Origin of the sequence: Achromobacter sp. ACM03, assembly GCF_014851665.1 — a bacterium.
Taxonomy (GTDB): Bacteria; Pseudomonadota; Gammaproteobacteria; order Burkholderiales; family Burkholderiaceae_B; genus Achromobacter; species Achromobacter aegrifaciens.
This window is the reverse complement of sequence record NZ_JACVAD010000004.1, coordinates 127048-149456: the sequence shown is the minus strand read 5'-3', so window position 1 is coordinate 149456 and position 22409 is coordinate 127048. Positions and strand designations below refer to the sequence as shown.

At 58.6% G+C, this 22409-nt stretch carries 17 protein-coding genes; 13 read left to right on the top strand and 4 right to left on the bottom strand.

What is annotated here, in order from left to right; all coding sequences use genetic code 11:
- Nucleotides 1-149 precede the first annotated feature (149 nt).
- A complete protein-coding gene (locus IB257_RS19965) occupies nt 150-1067 on the bottom strand; it encodes an NAD-dependent epimerase/dehydratase family protein (RefSeq protein WP_175212985.1) in 918 nt (305 codons plus the stop codon).
- A gap of 272 nt (nt 1068-1339) precedes the next feature.
- On the opposite strand from IB257_RS19965, the gene IB257_RS19960 reads away from it, so the two are divergent.
- From IB257_RS19960 to IB257_RS19920, 9 genes are all read left to right on the top strand, one after another.
- Nucleotides 1340-3253, top strand: coding sequence for a nucleoside-diphosphate sugar epimerase/dehydratase (locus IB257_RS19960; protein WP_125471179.1), 1914 nt, complete (start codon nt 1340-1342; stop codon nt 3251-3253).
- Between the two features lie 44 nt (nt 3254-3297).
- Nucleotides 3298-4344: a polysaccharide biosynthesis protein gene (locus IB257_RS19955; RefSeq protein WP_125471180.1), complete on the top strand. Its 1047-nt coding sequence runs from the start codon at nt 3298-3300 to the stop codon at nt 4342-4344.
- The gene (locus tag IB257_RS19950) at nt 4345-5451 is read left to right on the top strand and encodes a capsular polysaccharide biosynthesis protein CapF (RefSeq protein WP_125471181.1); all 1107 of its coding nucleotides are present in this window, start codon (nt 4345-4347) and stop codon (nt 5449-5451) included.
- Between the two features lie 9 nt (nt 5452-5460).
- Nucleotides 5461-6594: a non-hydrolyzing UDP-N-acetylglucosamine 2-epimerase gene (wecB, locus tag IB257_RS19945; RefSeq protein WP_175212984.1), complete on the top strand. Its 1134-nt coding sequence runs from the start codon at nt 5461-5463 to the stop codon at nt 6592-6594.
- A 121-nt stretch (nt 6595-6715) separates the two neighbouring features.
- Nucleotides 6716-8020 carry an O-antigen ligase gene (locus IB257_RS19940; RefSeq protein ID WP_125471183.1) on the top strand — a complete coding sequence of 435 codons (1305 nt, stop codon included), beginning with the start codon at nt 6716-6718 and terminating at the stop codon, nt 8018-8020.
- Nucleotides 8021-8042: 22 nt separating this feature from the next.
- On the top strand, nt 8043-9296 hold the full coding sequence (locus IB257_RS31860; protein WP_125471184.1) for a glycosyltransferase: 1254 nt from the start codon (nt 8043-8045) through the stop codon (nt 9294-9296).
- 120 nt (nt 9297-9416) lie between these two features.
- Nucleotides 9417-10799: a hypothetical protein gene (locus tag IB257_RS19930; protein ID WP_175212982.1), complete on the top strand. Its 1383-nt coding sequence runs from the start codon at nt 9417-9419 to the stop codon at nt 10797-10799.
- Between the two features lie 48 nt (nt 10800-10847).
- Nucleotides 10848-12608 (top strand): hypothetical protein, encoded by a 1761-nt coding sequence (locus tag IB257_RS19925; RefSeq protein ID WP_192492705.1) that lies wholly within the window; start codon nt 10848-10850, stop codon nt 12606-12608.
- 373 nt (nt 12609-12981) lie between these two features.
- Entirely contained in the window at nt 12982-14325 is a 1344-nt protein-coding gene (locus IB257_RS19920) for a hypothetical protein (protein WP_175212980.1), read from the top strand.
- Here the strand turns inward: IB257_RS19920 and IB257_RS19915 are convergent.
- Both IB257_RS19915 and IB257_RS19910 read right to left on the bottom strand, forming a co-directional pair.
- Nucleotides 14317-14877 carry a sugar transferase gene (locus IB257_RS19915; RefSeq protein WP_125471205.1) on the bottom strand — a complete coding sequence of 187 codons (561 nt, stop codon included), beginning with the start codon at nt 14875-14877 and terminating at the stop codon, nt 14317-14319. The two genes, IB257_RS19920 and IB257_RS19915, sit on opposite strands and share 9 nt — an antisense overlap.
- A gap of 126 nt (nt 14878-15003) precedes the next feature.
- Nucleotides 15004-16233 carry a glycosyltransferase family 4 protein gene (locus IB257_RS19910; protein WP_125471188.1) on the bottom strand — a complete coding sequence of 410 codons (1230 nt, stop codon included), beginning with the start codon at nt 16231-16233 and terminating at the stop codon, nt 15004-15006.
- A gap of 205 nt (nt 16234-16438) precedes the next feature.
- Between IB257_RS19910 and IB257_RS19905 the strand changes: the two genes are divergently transcribed.
- The gene (locus IB257_RS19905; RefSeq protein ID WP_192492704.1) at nt 16439-18121 is read left to right on the top strand and encodes a hypothetical protein; all 1683 of its coding nucleotides are present in this window, start codon (nt 16439-16441) and stop codon (nt 18119-18121) included.
- A gap of 63 nt (nt 18122-18184) precedes the next feature.
- Here the strand turns inward: IB257_RS19905 and rfbB are convergent, their stop codons facing one another.
- Entirely contained in the window at nt 18185-19249 is a 1065-nt protein-coding gene (gene rfbB / locus IB257_RS19900; protein WP_125471190.1) for a dTDP-glucose 4,6-dehydratase, read from the bottom strand.
- Between the two features lie 174 nt (nt 19250-19423).
- Here rfbB and IB257_RS19895 point away from each other — a divergent pair, with 174 nt between their 5' ends.
- The 3 genes from IB257_RS19895 (at nt 19424) to IB257_RS19885 (ending at nt 22337) form a co-directional block, all read left to right on the top strand.
- Nucleotides 19424-19993, top strand: coding sequence for a CoxG family protein (locus IB257_RS19895; RefSeq protein ID WP_175212978.1), 570 nt, complete (start codon nt 19424-19426; stop codon nt 19991-19993).
- A gap of 96 nt (nt 19994-20089) precedes the next feature.
- Complete coding sequence (locus IB257_RS19890) at nt 20090-21442, top strand: MFS transporter (RefSeq protein WP_192492787.1); 1353 nt, start codon at nt 20090-20092, stop codon at nt 21440-21442.
- 22 nt (nt 21443-21464) lie between these two features.
- Nucleotides 21465-22337, top strand: coding sequence for a DMT family transporter (locus IB257_RS19885; RefSeq protein ID WP_192492703.1), 873 nt, complete (start codon nt 21465-21467; stop codon nt 22335-22337).
- The last annotated feature ends 72 nt before the right edge of the window (nt 22338-22409 follow it).

The window sequence follows — 22409 nt, the reverse complement described above, 5'->3', positions numbered from 1 at the left end:
CCGCCGATGCAGGGCGGCATCCGCAGCGAAGAATTTCGGCAATTTACAACAAACTGCACCAGTCATGCGGCCGCGTTTCATCAGGCCAAGAGCCGCCCTCCAGGTAGGAACGCCTGGAAAAAATGCCGAATATCTATTTCCGTGCCGGCTCAGACAACTTCGAACGGCAAGGATCTAGGCATGAATTGCAGCGTTTTGCGGATGGCAGCGTCGTCGACCTGCAAGGTCCCCGTGAGCTGCTCATAGGCGCCACGTTGGCCGGCAGCCTGCGCCAACATACGCAACATGAAAGACGGGAAAGGAATCAAACGCACTGGCCGACCGACGTCCTTGGCCACGCCACGCAAGATATCCGGCGTCGAATAGTCCTGCAGGTCCCGTACATGAAATACATGACCAGGCGCATCAGCATGCTGCAAGCAAGCCAATAGCGCGGCCGACAGGTTATCCACATGCACCAAGCTGCGTTGGTTGTGCACGTTACGCAATGGCAGCGGCACGCCGGCCCGAACCCAACGGGCCATCCGCGCCATATTGCCCGGCGCGCCCTTGCCGTAAACCAACGGAGGCCGGACGATCACCAGTTCGGCGCCGTAGCGCTGCGCCAGCTCGGCCAGCTTCCGCTCCGCCTTCAATTTGGACTTGCCGTAAGGCGTAGTCGGGCGGCATTCCGTCTGCTCGGTCAACGGAGCCCCCGCCTCGCTGGACGTTCCCACCGCGCCAATAGAACTGACGAACACGAAGCGCTTCACTCCGGAACGAAAAGCGGTGTCGGCCAGTCTGCAAGTCCATTCCACGTTCACCTGCTCAAACAGAAGCTCGTGGTCGGCAGGCGGAGCGCCCAGCACGTGGGCTCGCCCCGCAAGATGGCAGACAGCCTCCATCCCCGACATGGCCTCCAGCAGCGCCGCCTCATCCTCCATATCCGGAATATTGCGCACTTCGACCCGCTCATCGTTCAGAGGCCGGCGTGTCAACAGCCGCAACGAGTGGCCTTGCGCCAACAGATCCCGCACCACCCGTTGCCCGACAAATCCCGTGCCGCCCGTGACTAATATTTTGCTCATCATATTTTCGTAAGTTGTTGTTCAAAAAAGGCACGCCTCGCGCATTGCCAACAAGACATTCGAACTTTCAGGACCGTGTCGCCGGATCTCCGCCAGGCAGCAAGTCCAGGAGCGAGTGATGCGCCCCCATTTAGTTTCCGCATCCTAATCCCCTCGAGCGCCGCATATTGCAGCACCTCGGATGCCCACGTCGTGCAAGCCGTTGCCGGCGCCCACGCCCGCCTTGGGGCGCGGGCGCGGTTACTCTACCCCGACGGCGTGTTGATACAATCATGCACCCCCAACTCTCTCTATCAGTCGGTGTGACTTTGCGTACATCAATCGGTGCAGTTCGGCAAGCCCTCGTTGACCTTCCGAGATCGGCCAAAAGAGCCCTTGCCATTTCGCTGGACGCGCTGATTCTGTTTGGCGCATTCCAGTTGGCATTATGGCTTCGTTTCGAGCTATTTTTTACGACACCAGACTATCTTTTGCTGTCATTTGCCGCGTGCGCCAGCGGCATCTTCGCGCTCGTCGTATTCGGCACGTATCAATATGTGCTGCGGTACATGACAGACCGCGTAGCCCTTGTCATTGTAGGTGGCGTTCTGGTTTCAATCATGACGGTCACCGCCTGCAGCCTCTTTCTGCAGATGTCCTCCGGGCTTTCGCGCGGCGTGTTGACCATTTACGGCGTCGTGTCCCTGGTGCTGCTGCTGGGCGTACGGTTGGCGGCCATCAAGATCTTGTTTCCGCGCCACCGACTTGGTGATGTCCCGCGGGACAGCGTCGTGCGCGTGCTTATCTATGGCGCAGGCCCGGCTGGCAGCCAATTGGCGCTAGCATTGCGCAACAGTTCGCACTACCGCCCGATCGCGCTGGTCGACGACGACCGCGATAAGACCGGTCTGATGGCCGCTGGCCTCCGCACCTACCCGACGAGCGACGTAGGCGAACTCGTGGAAAGCCACAATATCGGTCAGATCTTGATTGCCAAGCCCACGGCTTCGCGCGAACAAATCAATAACATGGTGGAGATCGGTTCGCAGCACAGTATCCGGGTCCGGATTGTGCCAAATCTGCACGAAATGGTCGATCAGGCCGGCGGGCTGAAAGCTCGCGACCTTCAGATCGAAGACCTGCTGGGCCGCGATGCCGTGGCGCCGCTGCCCGCACTGCTGGGCCGATATGTAACTGGGCATGTGGTCATGGTGTCCGGCGCAGGCGGTTCCATCGGCTCCGAATTGTGCCGCCAAATCCTGGCGCTGCAGCCCCGCCGCCTGGTCTTGCTGGAAATCTCTGAACCCGCTCTGTACTCCATCGGCCAGGACCTCGCCGGGATCAACGCGCAGAATGTGGAAATCGTGTTGCTGCTGGGTTCTGCGGGTGATCAGCGGAATTGCGCAGAACACATGCGCAAGTATGGTGTCGAGACCATCTATCACGCAGCTGCCTATAAGCATGTTCCCCTGGTCGAGCACAATATCCGCGAGGGCATACGCACCAATGCCTTCGGAACGCTGTCCTTCGCCCGTGCCGCCATCGAATCCGGCGTCAAGGATTTCGTGCTGATTTCCACCGATAAGGCCGTTCGGCCCACCAATGTCATGGGGGCAACCAAGCGCCTGGCCGAATTGGTGCTGCAGGCGCTGGCGGACATCCAGACCGGCACCCGCTTCTCGATGGTACGGTTCGGCAATGTGCTGGGCAGCTCGGGCAGTGTCGTCCCTCTGTTCAATCGGCAGATCCAGAACGGCGGACCGGTGACATTGACACATTCGGACATTACCCGCTACTTCATGACCATCCCGGAAGCAGCACAATTGGTGCTCCAAGCAGGAGCCATGGGCGCCTCGGGCTCGGTCTTCGTCCTGGACATGGGGGAACCGGTCCGGATATACGACCTGGCCAAACGCATGATTCAACTGCATGGCCTGACCGTCCGTACGCCGGAATTCCCCGACGGCGACATCGAAATCCGGATCACGGGCCTACGCCCCGGAGAGAAACTCTACGAAGAACTCCTAATCGGTGGAGATGTCTCGCCTACGCAACACCCTCGCATCATGCAGTCGAAGGAACATAGCATTCCTTATGACGAATTGATGAAAGAACTCGAAAGCATGGAACATTCTTTCACTACCGGTGATGAGATCGCCTCCAAGGCGATGCTCAAAAAGCTCGTGATTGAATATACTCCGTCCTGAATTCAATTAGACAAACTCGCTGCCATAATTAGTATATATAAGCCATGAGCAATAAAACTTTCCGCGACAAGACCTTGCTAATAACCGGAGGCACGGGTTCTTTCGGCAATGCCGTTCTGAAGCAATTCATTAATTCCGATATCGGCGAAATCCGCATTTTCAGTCGCGACGAAAAAAAGCAGGACGATATGCGGAAGCGCTTCAACAATCCGAAGTTGAAGTTCTACATCGGCGATGTACGCGACTACACAAGCATCCTGAACGCTACTCGCGGCGTCGATTTCATTTTTCATGCGGCAGCGCTCAAGCAAGTCCCTTCGTGCGAATTCCACCCGATGGAGGCCGTGCGGACCAACGTTCTGGGCACCGAGAACGTACTCGAAGCGGCCATTGTCAATAATGTAAGCCGCGTCGTGTGCTTGAGCACCGACAAGGCCGTTTATCCGATCAATGCCATGGGCATCTCCAAGGCAATGATGGAAAAAGTGATGGTTGCCAAGTCGCGCAACCTAGACGGCAAGGGCACCGTCATCTGTGGAACCCGCTATGGCAACGTCATGGCGTCGCGCGGATCGGTCATTCCCCTCTTCTTCGACCAGTTCCGCGCCGGCACGCCGTTCACGATCACCGATCCCGACATGACCCGCTTCATGATGACGCTGGAAGATGCGGTGGATCTGGTGCTGTATGCGTTTGAGCATGGCACGAACGGCGATATCTTTGTGCAGAAGGCCCCCGCCGCCACGATCGAAACCCTGGCCGAAGCCCTGCTCGCCATCCTCAAGAAGCCAGGGCATCCGATCAACGTCATCGGTACTCGGCATGGCGAGAAACTCTATGAAACGCTGTTGAGCCGCGAAGAAATGGCTGCCGCCGAGGACTTGGGCGGTTACTACCGCGTGCCGCCCGATCTGCGCGATCTCAATTACGGCAAGTTCGTCGAACAAGGCGAACCGAAGATTTCGCAATACGAGGACTACAACTCGCACAATACTGAACGCCTGGACGTGGCCGGCATGGTGGCCTTGCTGCGCAAGCTCGATTTCATCCAGGCCGTTGAGCGCAACGACATTCCCGAAGTCGAGGGTTAAATGAAGCTGCTTATCACCGGCGCCAACGGATTTGTCGGCAAAAACCTGCGTGTATTGCTGGGTGAACGCAAGGATTTCGAAGTGCTCGCATTCACGCGCGAGCATACGCTGGCGCAACTGGAAGCCATGGTCCAGGAAGCGGATTATGTCTTTCATCTGGCCGGTTCGAATCGTCCCAAGGATCCTGCCGAGTTCAAGGAAATCAACCTGGAATTGACGCAGTCGCTGATCGATTTCGCCGCCAAGCGTCAGCGCCCCTTGCCGATCGCCTACACCTCATCGATCCAGGCTGAGCTGGAAAATCCCTACGGCGCCAGCAAGCTGGCCGCCGAAGAAGCGCTGCTGGCCTATGGGCGCCAGACTGGCTCGTCGGTGCGCCTGTTCCGGCTTCCCAATGTGTTCGGCAAATGGTGCCGCCCGAACTACAACTCTGCAGTGGCAACCTTCTGCCATAACATCGCGCACAATCTGCCGATCACCATCAATGATCCCGCGGCCAAGGTGCGCCTGGTGTACGTGGACGATGTCTGTAAGGCACTCATCGCCTTGCTCGCCGAAGAGCCCGGCCTTAACGGGTACGTGGAAGTCGACCCGATCTATTCCACCACCGTCGGCGACATGGCCGAGGAGATCCGCGGTTTCAAGGAAAGCCGCCAGACGCTCATTACGCCTCGCGTGGGTACCGGGTTCACGCGTGCCCTGTATTCGACCTACATGAGCTATCTGGAGCCGGCGCAATTCGCGTACACCGTACCCAAGTACGGTGACCAGCGCGGCGTTTTCGTCGAGATGCTGAAGACGCCCGACGCTGGCCAGTTTTCGTTTTTCACTGCGCTCCCCGGCATCACACGCGGCGGCCACTACCACCACACCAAGACCGAGAAATTTCTGGTCATCAAGGGTTCGGCTCGTTTCGGTTTCCGCCATATCGTCACCGACGAGACGTTCGAAATCCTCACCAACGGCGACGAGCCCACCATCGTCGAGACCATTCCGGGCTGGGCGCACGACATCACCAATATCGGCGAGGGCGACATGGTCGTCATGCTATGGGCGAACGAGATCTTCGACCGGCAGAATCCCGACACCATCGGCCACAAAGTTTAATTATCCAAGATGACCAAGAAACTTAAAGTCGTTACCGTCCTTGGTACGCGCCCCGAAATCATCCGCTTGTCGCGCGTCATGGCCAAGCTGGACGAGCACTGTGACCACATCATCGTCCATACCGGCCAGAACTACGACTACGAACTGAACGAGATCTTCTTCAGTGATCTCGGCGTCCGCCGCCCGGACCATTTCCTCAACGCAGCGGGGGGCAGCGCCGCCGAGACCATCGGCAACGTCATCATTGCCGTCGACAAGGTTCTGGCCGAAATGCAGCCCGAAGCCGTCCTCATCTTGGGCGATACCAATAGCTGCCTGGCCGCCATTCCTGCCAAGCGCCGCAAGATTCCCATTTTCCACATGGAAGCCGGAAACCGCTGTTTCGATCAGCGTGTGCCGGAAGAAACCAACCGGCGTATTGTCGACCACACTTCCGACATCAACCTCACTTACAGCAGCATTGCCCGCGAATATCTGCTGGCCGAAGGGTGCCCTCCGGACCGCGTCATCAAGACCGGCAGCCCGATGTTCGAGGTGCTGACGCACTACGCACCGTCGATCAACGCCTCGGATGCGCTCTCGCGGCTGGGTCTGACCGAGGGCGAGTACTTTGTCATCAGCGCTCACCGCGAAGAGAACGTCGATTCCGAGATCAATCTGCGCAAGCTCGCGGATATCTTCAACGGTCTGGCCACGACTTACGGCAAGCCCGTGATCGTTTCCACGCATCCGCGCACACAGAAGCGTATTGACGCGCAACAGCTGCAGTTTGATCCGCTGGTGCGTCTGCTCAAGCCTCTTGGCTTCCACGATTATGTCAAACTGCAGAAAGACGCCCGCGCGGTGCTTTCCGACAGCGGCACCATCACGGAAGAATCTTCCATTCTCAATTTTCCCGCGCTTAATATTCGCGAAGCCCACGAACGCCCTGAAGGCTTCGAGGAAGCTTCCGTCATGATGGTCGGCCTCGAGCTGGACCGTGTGCTGCAAGGACTCTCCATCCTGGAGAAGCAGGGCCGGGGAGCCGAGCGCAGCCTGCGTCAGGTGGCCGACTACAGCATGCCCAACGTGGCGGAAAAAGTGGTGCGGATCATCCATAGCTATACGGACTACGTGAACCGTACCGTGTGGAAAAAATACTGATCGACCCGCTGGCGAGCAAACGGCATCGGGGCAACCTGCCCCGAATGCCCCGGCACCTGGTTAGTTTGTCCTTCCAAGCACGACGCCACTACCAATCAGTATTTGCCCCAGGATTGTTTCCATGGACGTCGCCACGCCTCCTCAGTCCCCCCGGGCAGTCAAGAACGCATGCGATGTAGCCCTGCTGCTTTGTATCGGCTTGCTGCCGGTCCTGACTGTCAGCACTAGCCGCGGGGGCAGCGTTGCGTTCTACGCGGCCTGCGTCTTCAGCCTAGTCGGCCTGTGCCTGGAGGCCCGCCAATCCGAACCATCCCGCACTCCGTACTGGCATAGCTACTGGCCGCTGGTTGTATCGCTGGCGCTGGCTCCGCTGACGCCGCTCCTCAGTTCTGCCTTGTTGGATGCGAGGTTGCATGGGTCGGATCTTGAACGCGGCCTCCGGTTCTGGGCGATAGCATTGATCGTCGCCAGCCTGGCGCAAATCGACCGCGAAAGGCTCAAACTCACGTTGTGGGGCCTCGCGGCAGCCGCCTGGGTCGCCAGCATCACCATCATCCATCTAGCCTGGATCACTGGCGAGCGTCCAGAGCCCGAGGAGTACAACGCTGTCTCCTACGGCAACCTGACCTTGCTTCTGGGCGTGCTCATGCTGTTCGCGCTCGGATCGCGCACCACACGCTGGCCCAGGCTTGAAGCCGCCGCAAAACTTGTCACGGGCGGTGTGGCGATCTATGCCTTCGCGCTGACGTTGACCCGCGGCGGTTGGCTGGCGGTCCCCGTCTTTTCCCTGGTGGCGCTCGCGCTGGCCGGGCAACGACGCTGGGTCTTGAAGGCGGGCATATTCGTCGCGGTCATTGCTGGCTGCGCGGCTGTCCTCTACGCCAATCACGATTTGCGCAGCCGCGTAGAACTGGCGGCCAACGAAGTCGTTCAATGCCGCAACGACAAATTGGCTGACACCTCCATATGCACGCGGCTTCAGTTATGGTCCGCAGCCTGGAGAATGTTCCGCGCCGCTCCGCTTACCGGCAATGGCAGCGGCAGCCTGTTCCCTGAAAAATTGCAGGAACAGGCCGCGCACGGCAAGGTTTCGCCGACGGTTGCGGCAAACTTTGGCGAGCCTCACAACGACCTGCTGTATGCCATGGCCAACTACGGCCTGCCAGGGCTTGCAGCGTTGCTTGCCATATATCTTGCGCCTAGCGCCTATTTCCTCAGACGCTTACGCCAAGGCAGCCCGGACGGAAAGTCCGCAACCGCCATGGGGCTCGTCGTCTGCCTGGGGTTTGCAGCATTCGGCCTCACCGAACTGATGTTCCGGGGCATGCGCACCATAGGCCTCTATGCGACATTGACCGCGTTATTGCTGGCCATGTCTGCGCCAGGTGGTTTCTCCGCGCATTCCGCGCACAAATCCATACCCTGAATGCGATAACGGGAAAAAAATCGTGTCTGAAAAAAAGCGATTGCTGCACCTGGGTTTCTTTTGCCCCCAGGCGTATTTCGACCTACACGACAAGGCGGAGAAGAACCATCAGTACGCCGCGCGGAAGCTCGAATCACGGATCGTAGACGGTCTGCGGCAAAACGACGTCGAGGTCGAAACGATTGGCCTATACCCTGCGCGGATCTTTCCGCGCAACCGTACCGTCTTGCTGAAGGCATTCAAAGGCGTCGACGCCCACGGACAGCAAGCCCAGGCTGTCGGCTACATCAACATGCCCTTTCTCAGCCACATGTCGCGCACCATCTCCATCCTGAGGGCTGGCTGGCGGTGCCTGCGCCAAAAGCGTGAGCGTCCCTCGGCCATCCTGGTGTACTCACTGCACACTCCTCTGGTGCTTTCTGCGGCGGTCCTCTCCAAGTGGTTCCGGATCCCCTTCTATATCTATGTTCCCGACCTGCCGCAGTACATGAATGTCGGCGTCAAACGCAGCCGCCTGTTCAATTTCCTGAAGCGGATCGACACATCGCTGGTGTTGAGCCTGAGCGACCGGGCGACGGGCATCATAGGAATCACCTCCGAACTGGTCCAATCGCGCCCCTCCTGGAGCGGCAAACGAACGGCAGTCCTGGAGGGCGTGGCGGAGGCCAGCGATGTGCCTGATGAAGCACAGAACCAGCAAGATGCCGAGATTCTGAACAAATACGGGCTGACCAAGGGCTTTGTCTTCTACGCTGGTGGCCTGGCTGAGCCCTATGGAGTAGGCATTCTCATCGAGGCCGTCAAGCAACTGGGCGGCGAGGTCCATCTGGTCCTATGCGGGGCGGGCTCCATGAACGCAGCCGTGCGCCGGGCCGCGAGCGAACACCCCCACATACACTACCTGGGCAGCATTCCGCCTGAAGACGTCAAGGCGCTGTCGCGCAACGCCAGCTTTCTGGTCAACGCGCGCATCCCGGGCGACGCCTATCTGCAATATTCCTTTCCATCCAAGCTGCTGGAATACATGGCCACGGGCGTTCCCGTGGTCTCTTCCCGCCTACCTGGCATCCCACAGGAGTACTATGCACACCTGCTCGTTCTGGATGACGTCACCGCGGAAGGCTTGGCCGAATGCCTGCGAAGCAACGCAGGCGTGAATTACAGTGCCGCCCAGCTATCCGCGCAGGGCGCAGCCGCCTTCTGTCGGCAGCACAAGACCGCCCTGCAACAAGGAAAAAAACTGGTCCGAACTATTTTTCAGGATTCGGAGCAGTAGGACCGCCCGTGAGATGCGGGAGCCGCGACAACCATCGACCCTTCCTTTTCATTAAAAAGTTTTGGCATGATACGGGGCCTCTTCCTATACCTCGCAGTGAAAGTTTTCCCGGCTCTGTCCATGATCGTGTACATGGTCGCCATGTACATGAACTTTCCGCCCAACGATTATGTAACTTATTCCGCCGCGATTGCCGCGGGCGTGATCGGCGCGCAGATAGCTTCAAGCTGGATTGCCAGCGCGATCATCTTTTACTTCCCCCTGCGCAAAGGGAAAGCGGCATTCGTCACGCAGGTGTTGCGGATAGCCATTGTTTCGGCCTCGCTGACGGCCCTGATCACTTCCGGCATCTTTCTATCGCTGTTTCATGATCGGGCGCTAAGCGCGAGCGTCTTGTTTCTGACTGCTGCGCAAGGGCTCTTCTATGTAGCCGTCGCCCTATTCCAGCCGGAGCGACGGATGCGCAGTCAGGTCATCAGCGCGATCACCCTCAGCATTACCCAATTGCTCTTCGCCGCCTACGCGATTCTGTCCAACACCCATTCGCTCGCAGTGTCCGTCGCAGGTTATGGCGCGGGGTTCCTGGCCGGCCTCATTACCCTGCTTCTGTATATTCACTGGACTTGGTTTACCAGTGTATTGCGCAAGCGCCAGCGCCGCCTGGCGGCGAAGGAACCTGCGCTTGAGAATTCCAAGCTGCTGGCCTATGGCGGCCCCATGTTCATCTGGTTTTCGCTGATGCTGGTCAACAGCTACACCGACCGCTTCTTCCTTGGCCGCGTGGAAGGGCCGGGGGTGGCGGGCTATGCGTTCACGAAAGACCTCTTGATCGGCATTTCAGGATTCATTTCCATGCCGATCATGCTGATCGCCCATTCCATGATTTTCCGGCTGTTCCGTGAGAAAAAGGAAGAGGAGCTTTCCCAGTTGATCAGGTTCTCGACCACGCTTCTGGTCGTGTTGTTTCTGTTCGCGATATTCGTCTATGCGTCATTCGCAAAAATACAATTGACGCACTTTTCGCCTGATCTGCAGCACGTATCATTTTTCCGGGCGGTTCTCATTGGGCTAGGTATCATGTTAAGCACCCTGGCGCTCTATTCCCAGAAGAAATTCGAGGTACTCGGGCATCTGAAGCAATTGGTCGTGCTGGCGGCTATCAGCAATAGCGTCGCTTTTCTGGCCTACATGTACTCTTCGAGCGCGCACTCGCTCGACTATTTTGCAATTTCATATGCCGCAAGTACGCTGTTGTACTTTTTCTTGACGCTTTTGACCGGATCAAACGCCATACGGTTCACAATCAACTATAGAATGATCGTCTTCGTCTTGATTGTGCTGGTGGCCATGCATTTCCTGGCTCCTCCGTCCATCTACAACGGACAGATAAACTGGACTGCAGCCGGATGGGCCGCCGCTTGGCTTGCCACGCTCGCGGCAGTGCTCATGGCCTGCCTACTGAGGCTGTACCGGTCATTAGGATCCAATCTCATCCACAGTTGAGTTGGTTGGGTTGCTTATCAAGACCTGCTATTGAAGATATCGTGCAACATGAAATCCACTTCGCTTGAAACAATGCCATCGTCTGTCGTGCAAGAGCCAATATTGAATTCCCGGTCCAAGCCGGATGTTCTGCACCACTGGATAATTAAGAACATGGCGCCGATCATCTTCCTGGCGGCATTCTTTTTGACAATCGTCATGGGCAATTTGTTGTTCGCAACGGATTTCGGTCATGAACAGTTGGCGAGAATTCCGCACTATGCGGTGATCTATGATTTTCCGACCATTTTCACACCGCTTTACTGGCTGCTTTTGTTACTGCCATTTTTCATAGCGCCACCCATTATCATTCTGGTGCGGCGCACCTTGGAATCGCCAATTCACCGGTGGTGCGCGAAAATCCCGGAAATCCGACCGCTCGACTACACCGTTTTCACCGTCATCGCTCTTTGCCATGTAGGTTACAGTCTGTCGCAAGCGAATGCGTTCTCGCTGTATGGCACGGGTGTCGATCCAGTTTCGTCAGTCGAGATCCGCTTTCAGATTCTTTCGGGGCTTCGCTTCTGGACCATGGCGGTTCTGATGTCTATCTTGCCGTATCTGGCGGTGTATGCCCTGATTCGTTGGATTCGCCGCTCCGGAATTTTTTGGGTATTTGCCACGATCACCGTTGTCAGCATCGTCTCGGTATACATGATTCTGCTGAATATGAAGTGGCCTTTTCTCGTATTCGCGGCAGCCCTCATCCTGACCATTTTTGCATATAGCAAGACCTATCCATACATAAAGGTTTCCGCCGGAACGGTGGTCCTATTCGCCACCTATTTGATAATTTCCACCCACGTATTCCGACTGGCCGATCCAGTCCCGCCTACGGTTGTGGCCGAAGTCGATTCATCAACGGTTGGCGAGAACTCGCCCGAGCTTGCGCCTGTCAACGAAACCAGCGCTCAACCCGAGAGCGACCCTCAGCCGGAACCTGCCGTATCCACGCCCGTTGCTGCTACTCAAGCTAACGCAGCCCCCGCTGTAGGCAGCCATTCCCATAAGACTCTCCCGCCAAAAACTAACGCCATCTCCCGAGATAGCGCCAAAAAAGCGGCTGCGCCCCAACAGGAGGCCCCGATCGCTCAGGAACAGGTCGCGCAGACCCGCCAGGAGATCGAGCCTGACGCCAACGCCTCAATACAGCCTGAACAAAGCGAGACGTCGCCCACTGAAACTCCTGTAGGGCCTGTCCAAACCTCCACGCCAGAGCCGCAATCATCGACAAAGAGCGGGACCCAGCTTCTTAATGAAGCAATTGATTTACCCAAAACCGCCTTGCGTCGCGCGCCAGAGATCCTTTTCTCCGGACTCACGCGGATGGCAATTCTCTACCCCTTCTACTATCAAATTTTCACTGAGGAAGGTAACGTCTGCGGCGGCATTCTCGAACAAGCCCGTCGTGGCCCCGTGTGCCGTCCCAGCACATATATCTACACCCGAGTCTTCGGACTCGATGGCTTCGAAGGTCGAGGCACTGCACCAACTGCTGTACATATTTCTGGCTATTCCCTCGGAGGATGGCCGGTCGCGCTTTTTGCCATGGTTTGCGCCTCGGTCATTCTCGGTTTGATCACTTGCCTACCCACTGGCGCCAGCGCCATGGTCGGAGCCCTTGGCATCATGGGGGCAGTCGCGGGCTATCATTTCTCTCAGGTACCGGGAGAAGGGCCATTGTTCTATGACCATGGCTTAGTATGGACTCTGATTCCGATGGCGATTTATATTGCCTGGCGCACGCTGTACGCCCGCCCTAAGGTTTAGCTCTTCCGGGCTGAAGACTTCTCTAAAAAAGCGGACCAAAAGAATGATGCTGCCCGACGGCCGCGGGCAGCCAAGCATTCATGAGACTTCGAGCACCCGGTCCATCCGGCCGCTCGTCTCAAAAAATATCATCTACGCCGCGGCTCCGCGCGCTACTGCCCCCTCCCACGGCACCATACCCCAGCCTTCTACTCCTGACGCCCACTTGCCTTTGGCGAACAAGAAGCGCATCCTTGCCCTAACACTTCGCTACAGTTTAGGACTTACGGACAGTACGCGACAGGGCGACGTTTGCCTATACTCCGCAAATAGCAAGCAAGCCATGGACTAGAGATTGAAAAAAAATACGCTACGACCCTGGATTATCCGAAATATGTCGCCGATTATTTTTTTGGCGGCGTTTTTTCTTACTGTAGTCCTTGGAAATATACTTTTTGCCACGCCGTTCGGTCGCCACCAACTGCAGAAAATCCCGAGCTACGCGGTCATTTACGATTTTCCAACTCTCTTTACGCCACTGTACTGGCTGCTATTATTTTTGCCATTTTTGATGACGCCGATTATCGTTATCCTGATACGGCGCTTTCTGGAAATGCCGGTACAGCGACTTTGTGACCGAATCCCCGAAATACGCCGCATTGACTATCTGGTTGTGACCGGTCTCGCGCTAGCTCATGTGGGCTACCATTTGTGGCAGGCCAAGGCATTTTCACTGTACGGCACGGGCACCGATGCCGTATCGTCTGTCGAGATTCGATTTCAAATACTGAGTGGAATGCGTTTCTGGACTATGGCGGTCCTGATGTCCATACTGCCATTTCTCGCCGTTTACGCGCAGATCCGATGGATACGCTCGCCGACAATGTTCTGGAGGGTTACGACCATAGTCGTGGCGGGTCTCGTCGCCCTGTACATGGTCCTGCTAAACATGAAATGGCCTTTTCTGGTATTTGCGGCCGGTCTTATCCTGACTGTTTTCGCTCATAGCCAAAGACGGCCATATTTCAAGGCAGCAATCGGCACCGTGGCGTTGTTCGCGACTTATCTGCTGATTTCCAGCCATGTGTTCCGCTATGCGGACACCTCCAGTGACCCGCATGTTCCCGAAATATCCTCACACCAGCGGGCAACTCCCCCGGCGCAGCCAGAAGGACGCCCCGACAAAGGGGCATTGAGCGAAGCTCTGGACACGCCCAAGCTGGCCTTCACCCGAGCTCCGGAAACGATATTCTCCGGTTTGACCCGCATGGCGATCCTGTACCCTTTCTACTTCCAGGTGTTTACTGAAGAAGGCTACGTGTGCGGCGGCATACTGGCTCAGGCCCGTGTGGGACCGGCTTGTCGCCCCAGCACCTACATCTATACCCGGGTCTTCGGCCGCGATGGCTTCGAAGGGCGTGGCACCGCACCCGCAGCCGTCCACATCTCGGGTTACTCACTTGGAGGGTGGCCGATTGCACTCTTCGCCATGGTTTGTGCGTCCATAGTCATGGCGCTGATCACGTGCCTGCCGATTACCGCAAGCGCAACCGTGGGCGCCTTTGGCATCATGGGCGCCGTTGCCGGATATCATTTTTCTCAGGTGCCCGGCGAGGGGCCCATTTTTTATGACCACGGGTTGATCTGGACCTTGATTCCCGTGGTTATCTACTCAATCTTGCGATGGATGTTCAGGGACAAACGCTCGGAAAAAAGAGACTTGCCCGAATCAATGTGAAACGCCGTCCCGGCGCAGCACCTTGACGAAAGTCATCCAGAGAATGCGGATATCGAACGATACGGACTGCCTTTCCATGTATTCGATATCGAGGCGGACCTTGTCGGGGATCGGCAATTCATCGCGGCCATTGACCTGGGCCCATCCCGTCAATCCGGGCGTGAGCGCATCCACGCCGGCCTCGGTTCGCAGAGCGATCAGATCATCCTGATTGAACAGTGCTGGGCGCGGACCGACAAAACTCATGTCGCCGACGATAATGCTCCACAGCTGCGGCAGTTCGTCCAGGCTGCTTTTGCGCAAGAAGCCACCGACAGGAGTCAAACATGCTGCGGGATCGGGCAGCAAATGTGTCGCGACGGCTGGCGTATCCACTTTCATGCTGCGGAATTTGGGCATCTTGAAAATTCGGTTGTTACGGCCCACCCGGTCGCTCCAGTACAGCACGGGGCCGGGCGAAGTCAGCCTGACCGAGAGCGCAACAATAATCACCGGTATCAGCAGCACAAGTGCGGCAAACAGGCTGAGCAACAAATCAAAGACTCTCTTCACAATTTTCTCTAGCAGATTCGATATTGCCCGGGTGCGGTCGTACCCGAGCGCCTTTGTCATTCAAGTTTCGGCGCCACAGAGGTGTGGCCGTCGCGTCCCCTGCCTGACAGCATCAGACGCTGGGGCTCACGCCGATTTTGACTTTTCACGCGATACCGTTTCAAGCACCTCGGCCAATTGATCCACCAGCCGATCATGGTTGAAATGCTCTTCGTAGTAGCGCCGCCCATTTTCACCCATGCGCACCCGCGCCTCTTGCGGCATATCGGCAAGGCGCCGGATGGCCGCAGCCAAAGCCTGTGCATCCTCGGCGGGCACCGCGATGCCTGCCTGTGCCTTTTCCACCAGCCGCCCGCCTTCGCCATTGAGGCACGCCAGGATAGGCTTGCCCGACGCCATATAGGCCTGCACCTTGTTGGGAACGGTAGCGGCGAAGATCTCCTGGTCGGCCAGCGTCACCAGCAGTGCCGACGCACGCTGCATGAAGGCAGGCATGGTTTCCACCGGAAAGCGGCCTGGCAAGTGCAAGTTCTCCAGGCCCAGCACCGCCACCTGTTGCTGCATCCACTCCCTGCGGCTGCCTCCCCCCAGAACAACGAACTGGATGCCCTGATGCTCGCGCAACAGCGCGGCGGCAGCGACTATCACTTCCACAGCCTGCGCCGCGCCGATATTACCCGCGAACATGACGACAAATTCGCCGTCCAGCCCCGGCACGTCGGGCGGCGCTTCCGTAGGCACCCGCGAAAAACTGTCGTCGACCGAATTGGGATAGTACTCAATGGGTTTGCCCGGCGCGAGCTTGCGTATCGGATCAACAAACGCTTCCGACTGGACAAGTATCAAGTCGGCCCGGCTATAAATGAAACGCACGATCCGCTCGACTACACCCAAGACGAAACGGTTCTTGACATGGCCCGTCGCCGACAGGCTCTGCGGCCAAAGATCCAATACCCAGATCACCACCGGCGCGCGTTTGAGCTTCGCTAACAACAGGCCAGGTATGGCCAGCAACAACGGCGACAAGGCGCAGATGAAAACCGCATCGTAGGACTTGCGGCGCATGAGCCACGGCCCGAACAACAACCCTGAAAAAATGAACGACAGGTAATTCAGCGTCAGGCGCACCGCCCCCTTGCCGCGGGGAATCAAGGGCACCCGCGTGATATTCACGTTGTGGAACTGCTCACGCTGCACTCCGAACATCCGGTACCCTGAATAGATCTTTCCTTCCGGATAGTTCGGCTTCCCCGTCAGAACATCGATTTCCATCCCGCGCTCGGCCAAGGTGCTGCTGATCTCATTGATCCGGAAACCCTCCGGCCAAAAATACTGACTGACAATCAACGTGCGCAAACTGCACCTCCCGCGAGGGAAATGGGGCAATCGGGTCGTCCAATATTCATGTCGATGTTCATCAAGGATACAAAATTCGGGGCATTTTCAGCTTCTGCGCAGCGGACGCATCGTACTGCGAAAGCCACCACGCATGTAGGCGCGAAGCGCCCTCGCCTCGCCGGTATAATCGCGCCAGGCCAGTGACTCCATTCCCTCCGCGCATATGATAGCCAATAACAGTACGGCGCCTCGGCCTGCAGACCGCCTGGTCGCGGCGGGGGATCTGCTTTCCCTCCTGGTTCTTGGCGTCTTCGCCGCCCTTCTGATCGCGGGTTCGGGCCTGCCCCTGTACTCGGATGAAGTTGTCACCAAATGGGGCCAAGCCAGGTTCTTCGAACCTGATGGCGTACTGGTCTCCTTCTTCCCTCAATGCCGGGCGGTGTTCAATTCCCCTCTGCCTTGGGCGTTCTACCCGGGCGCCGCATTTTTTTCCGTTCTGTACGGCAACCTTTCCCCCCTGGGCCTACGGCTGGCGGGAGTCGCCACAGCTCTGGCGATAGTGGCTTGCTTCGGCCTTTGGGCGCGGCGCAGCGCTCACAACGCACGCGCCACATTGAGTCTGCTGTCCGCGCTCATGGTGTTGCCCGCCCTGGGCATACTTCCCTTCCTCTGGGTGATGGCCCGACCCGAACAATGGATCACCCTGGGCCTGATGTTCTTCTGCATGACGGCTACCGCGAACCAGCAGAACGATGGAAAAATCTCATGGGTATGGCCCATGCTGTACTTTCCCGTAGCCTCCGCCTTCTTTTTTGTACATCCGAAGAGCATCTTCTTCACTCCTGCGGTGCTGCTCGCGGCCTGGTTCGTGACCCGACACCGTTCTTCGGCTATTCGCTGGCCGCTCATCACCTTCGTGTTGTGGGCCGCCTACACCACATACCGCTGGGGATCGACGCTATCCAGTTGTCCGGAAGCGCCTGGAGTACAAGCCACCCTGGCCGGTAACTTCCTGAATCCCTCGCTACTGTTCCACGCCCCGGAGGCCTTCCTGCGGGAAGGAATCGGCAATCTGTTGAGCGCGCCCGGCAAGATCGCGGAACATGTCATGTTTGCCGCGACCTTCCAATCGGGTTGGCTGCCGCCCATGATTGTGCCACCCATGGCGACTTGGATGAACCCTATCATCCGACTCCTGATCGAGGTCGCCATTTTTGGCATTTTGGCCGCCAGTTTGCTATGGCTGCCGGCAACATGGCTGCGCCAGAAAATGGCGACACCGCGGGCGTTACTCGCCACTGCCTTGGCCGTGGGACTTTGCGCCAACCTGTTTTTCTACAAATATTGGTTTTTCTACGGCGCCGCACAGGTTTTGCCGCTAGTCCTCATGATGCTCTTGCTCGCCTTGCCCGCCCACGCGCCCAGATGGTTGATGTGGCCTGGCCTGCAATTTGCACGTTGCGCATGCTTGTTGTTCGCGCTGGCCAGCATGTCGATCTTCAGCGCGCACCTCGCACCAGAAGTGTGGAAGCGTTCCGATCCTCCCGCCGCCACGGTGCCCGACCAATGGCTGTCGGTCCCCGCGCTGGACTTCGACAAGCGGCGCGAAACCATCCGGGAGCTGACGAACCAATGCGGCATACGCGGCGACGGCGCGGCGCATCTAGTCGTGGACCATTTGACCTACTATGCGTTCAGCTACCTGCGTCGGCCGATACACGCGCTCTATGTATCGGAACTGGCATATGGCGGCGATCTGCCCGGCGATAAGCTCATACGCTTTTTGCAGGCGCTCGGATCGCCAGGCGCAATCACTCAGTGCAACTACCTGCCGGCAGCGCTTTCCGGCCTTAACGTCCTCCGCAAGGGCGGGTACTGCTGCGTTGCGATACCACCCGCAAACTGATCCTGCGCCCCCCCAAGGTCTGCCCGATGAACAGCACTTCGGGCCGGACAGTCCGCGGGAAAGCTACTCGGAGTAATGTGTGTCCACCCAATTCCGGTGGTAGGCGCCATTGACGATGTCCTCCACCCAGTCACCATTGTCGAGATACCACCGCACGGTCTTGCTCAGACCAGTGGCGAATGTTTCCGCTGGGCGCCAATTCAGCTCATCGCTGATCTTCGATGCATCGATGGCATAACGGCGGTCATGGCCGGGCCGATCCTTGACGAACGCGATCTGTTGCTTATATGAAACGCCGTCTGCCCGAGGCCGCAGCTCGTCCAGCGAGTTACAGATTGCCTGAACCACGTCCAGGTTCGGACGCTCGTTCCAACCGCCGATGTTATAGGTCTCACCCACGCGACCTGCCTCCAACACTCGGCGCAAACCACTGCAATGGTCCTTCACGTACAGCCAGTCCCTCACTTGCAGGCCATCGCCATACAACGGCAAAGGCTTGCCGGCCAGGGCGTTGGCGATCACCAAGGGAATCAGCTTCTCCGGAAACTGGAGGGGGCCATAGTTGTTGGAGCAATTCGTCGTCAGTAACGGCAAGCCATAGGTATGGTGATACGCGCGCACAAGATGGTCGCTGGCAGCCTTGCTCGCCGAATATGGGCTGTTGGGTTCATACCGGTGCGTTTCAGTAAACGCATCGCCATCCGCGGACAATGAGCCATAGACCTCGTCCGTCGACACGTGCAGAAAACGAAAACTGGCGCGCGCCGCAGGATCCTGTTCACTCCAATAGGCCCTTACCGCCTCCAGCAACCGAAACGTGCCAACGATATTGGTCTGGATGAACGCTTCCGGCCCATATATGGAACGATCCACGTGAGACTCCGCCGCCAGATTGATGACCGCCCGCGGCCGATGGCGCTTCAACAAATCGTTGACGAGCAAGACATCGCCTATGTCGCCAACAACCAATTCATGCCGTTTATCGCCATCCAGCTCCTGGAGGCTCTGTGGGTTGCCCGCATAGGTCAGCTTGTCCAGATTGACGACGGACTCGTCGCTGCGCGCCAGCCAATCGAGGACGAAATTGGCTCCGATGAAACCGGCGCCTCCAGTAACGAGGATAGTCATAGGCTATATGCGCAAAATAAGAGCACCGGCCGAGGACGGTGGAGAGGCCATGATTTTACTCCGTGCATCCTGCCTGTTCGATTGGAGACTTCGGATCCAATCAGGCCGATATTGGCGTTTTGCGCGGATTGGGTCCACAATGAAGACGGGACTGTACCAAGCAAGGAGACAGCCATGCGCATTGCAGATGCCCAGTGGATTCCTTCGACCCAGCACCAGACTTGGGATGCTCTGACCGACCCCGCCGTATTGCAGCGATGTATTCCGGGCTGCGTGGAGGTCGCCCAACTCAGTCCGACCGAGTACGCCGTCAAACTGCACGCCAAGGTTGCCGGCATCGACACGGACTACGATGGCGAAATCCTGATGTCCGACGTCGACCCGCACAACAGCTGCACGCTGGTCTTCGAAGGCAAGGGCCGCGCCGCCTGCCTGGCCATCGGAACCGCGCAGATCAATCTCAGCACCAAGGACCAAGGCACGCGGGTCGCCTATACCGTCGCCTGCATGACCGGCGGCAAGCTGGCGGAATACGGTGAGGGGATGTTGCTCAAGGCCGGCGACAAGATCATCCAGAAGTTCTTCGCCACCTTCATCGACTACATGGCCGCCCAGCCCCGCCTCGCGCCGCCGCCCCCTCCCCCCGAACCAGAGCCGCGCGGACTGTCCAATTCGCGTTGGTCTTGGATCATGGTGGTGCTGGTCATCGCGGTTTTCTGGGGTTATCACACCTTCTATAAGTGAAATCCCTGACGCGCGGGTGATATGCTCTGCGGCATGACGCCGCCGCCCGAATCACCGCCCCCAACCGCCCCCGCCCATACACGACGCGACCTGCTGATGGGCATGGCGGGGGTTTCGGCGACGGTAGTCCTGGCCGCGCTGGATTCCACCATTATCAGCACCACGCTGCCGCGCGTGGCCGAGGCGCTGAACGGCATGGCGCTGTACGCCTGGGTGGGAACGGGCTATCTGCTGGCCACCGCGGCGTCCATCCTGATTTTCGGGCGGCTGGGCGACATGTTTGGCCGCAAGCCCCTGATGTTGCTGTCGGTGCTGATCGTGGCACTGGGCTCTATCGCCTGTGGCCTGTCGCAAAGCATGATGCAGCTGATCATTTTCCGGTCGCTGCAGGGCATAGGCGGCGGGATGATGATCGCGACCGCATTCGCCGCGCCGGCTGACCTGTTCCCCGATGCCAAGCAGCGGGTGCGCTGGATGGCGCTGGTGTCAGCGGCGTTCGCCATGGCCAGCGGCATCGGGCCGGTTCTGGGCGGGGCCGCGACGCAGGCGCTGGGCTGGCGCGCGGCCTTCTTCATTGCGCCGATCGCGGCCGCGGGTGCGTTTTTCCTGCTGGCCCGCTACTTTCCCCGCATCCGCCCCATCCACGACGGCAGCCGCAAGATCGACTGGCTGGGCGCCATCCTGCTGGTACTGGCGGTGGGCGCGCCGCTGGCCGCGCTGGAACTGGCGTTTGCCAGCGGCGACCATGCCCACCCCATGCTGGGCTTGGGCCTGGCGGTGGTGGGTGTGGCGGCTATCGCCATCCTGATTCCCACGGAACGGCGCGTAAGCTCACCCATCTTTCCGCTGCGCGTGCTCGGCGGCGCGGAATCCCGCCTGCTGAACCTGGCGGCGATGATGGTGGGCGCGGTCATGTTCGTGCTGATCTTCTACAGCCCGCTGCTCTTGCAACAGGTACTGAACTACACCCCCAGCGAGGCTGGGCTGCTGCTCACGCCGCTGGTTGCCGCGATTTCGGTGGGCAGCATCATCAACGGCCGCCTGTTCCCCAAGCAGACCGAACCGCAGCGCCTGATGGTGTTCGGCGGCTTCCTGCTGGCAGCTGGTTCGCTGATGGTGCTGCTTATCTCGCCGGGGACCTCGGCCTGGTGGATCCTGGCCGCCTTCTTTGTCAACGGCTGTGCGCTGGGCTTCCTGCTTCCGAACCTGACTCTGTTCATGCAGATGCTGAGCGAGCGGCGCGATGTGGGCGTGGCCTCCGCCCTGGTCCAGACCACGCGCGCCATCGGCAGCGCGCTGGGGACTGCCGTGGTCGGCATCATCATTTCCCATAGCACAGTACTAAACGGAGTGCGCGCGGGTCTGGTGCTGTGTATTGTCCTCTCCCTGACCTGCGCCTTGCTGGCCCATCGCATCAAAATGAGGAACCTGGCCAGTTCGCGGAAATAGCACTTCACGGGAACAATCAAGCATGCGTCACCGCGACCTGTTGGACCTGCTCCTGCTGGCGGCCGTCTGGGGCGGCTCCTTTCTATTCATGCGCGTAGCTGTGCCCGAGTTCGGGCCCATTGCGCTGATCGAGCTGCGGGTGGGCCTTGCTGCCCTTTTTCTGTTACCTGCCGCCATATGGCGCGGCAGGCTGCCCCTAATAGCGCGTCATTGGCGGGCAATCCTGGTCGTAGGTGCATTCAACGCGGCACTGCCCTTCCTGCTGTTTGCATACGCCGCACAATCTCTAGGCGCCGGCTTACTGTCTGTCGCCAATGCCGTAACCCCTGTCTGGGGCGCGGTGATAGGCTGGCTCTGGCTGAAAGACCGGCTACCTCGCATGCGAGCTCTCGGCTTGCTTATCAGCGTGGGGGGCATCGTGGTGCTGGTATGGGACAAACTTGATTTCAGCGACGGCGGTTCCGGACTACCCGTATTAGCCGCGATTTCCGCGCCAGTCTTCTACGGCTTGGCCGCCAATTGGACCAAACGTTATCTGACCGGAGTGGACGCGTTGGTGAACGCGACCGGCAGCATGCTGGCAGCATCCCTGCTGTTGTTGCCTCTGGCCATCCTGGCTAGGCCCGAACAGCCAGTCTCCCTTCGAGCCTGGCTGGCAATCGCCGTGCTAGCCGTCGTCTGCACGGGAATGGCCTACATCATTTTTTTTCGCCTGATCGCCAATGTAGGGCCGACCGGTGCCGTCAGTGTTACGTTTCTTGTCCCCATTTTTGGACTATTGTGGGGCGTCTGGTTCCTAGGAGAAGCGTTGACGCCTTCAATCCTCGCTGGCGCCGCCATCATTCTCGCAGGCACTGCCCTAGCGTTGGGGCTGCTGCCTCGCGCCGGACGCTAATAGGCGATGCGCGCCGCCAGGTACCTTATCGGGGTAAAATTTTGCGCTTTGACCGGCGCCTCCGAACACTCG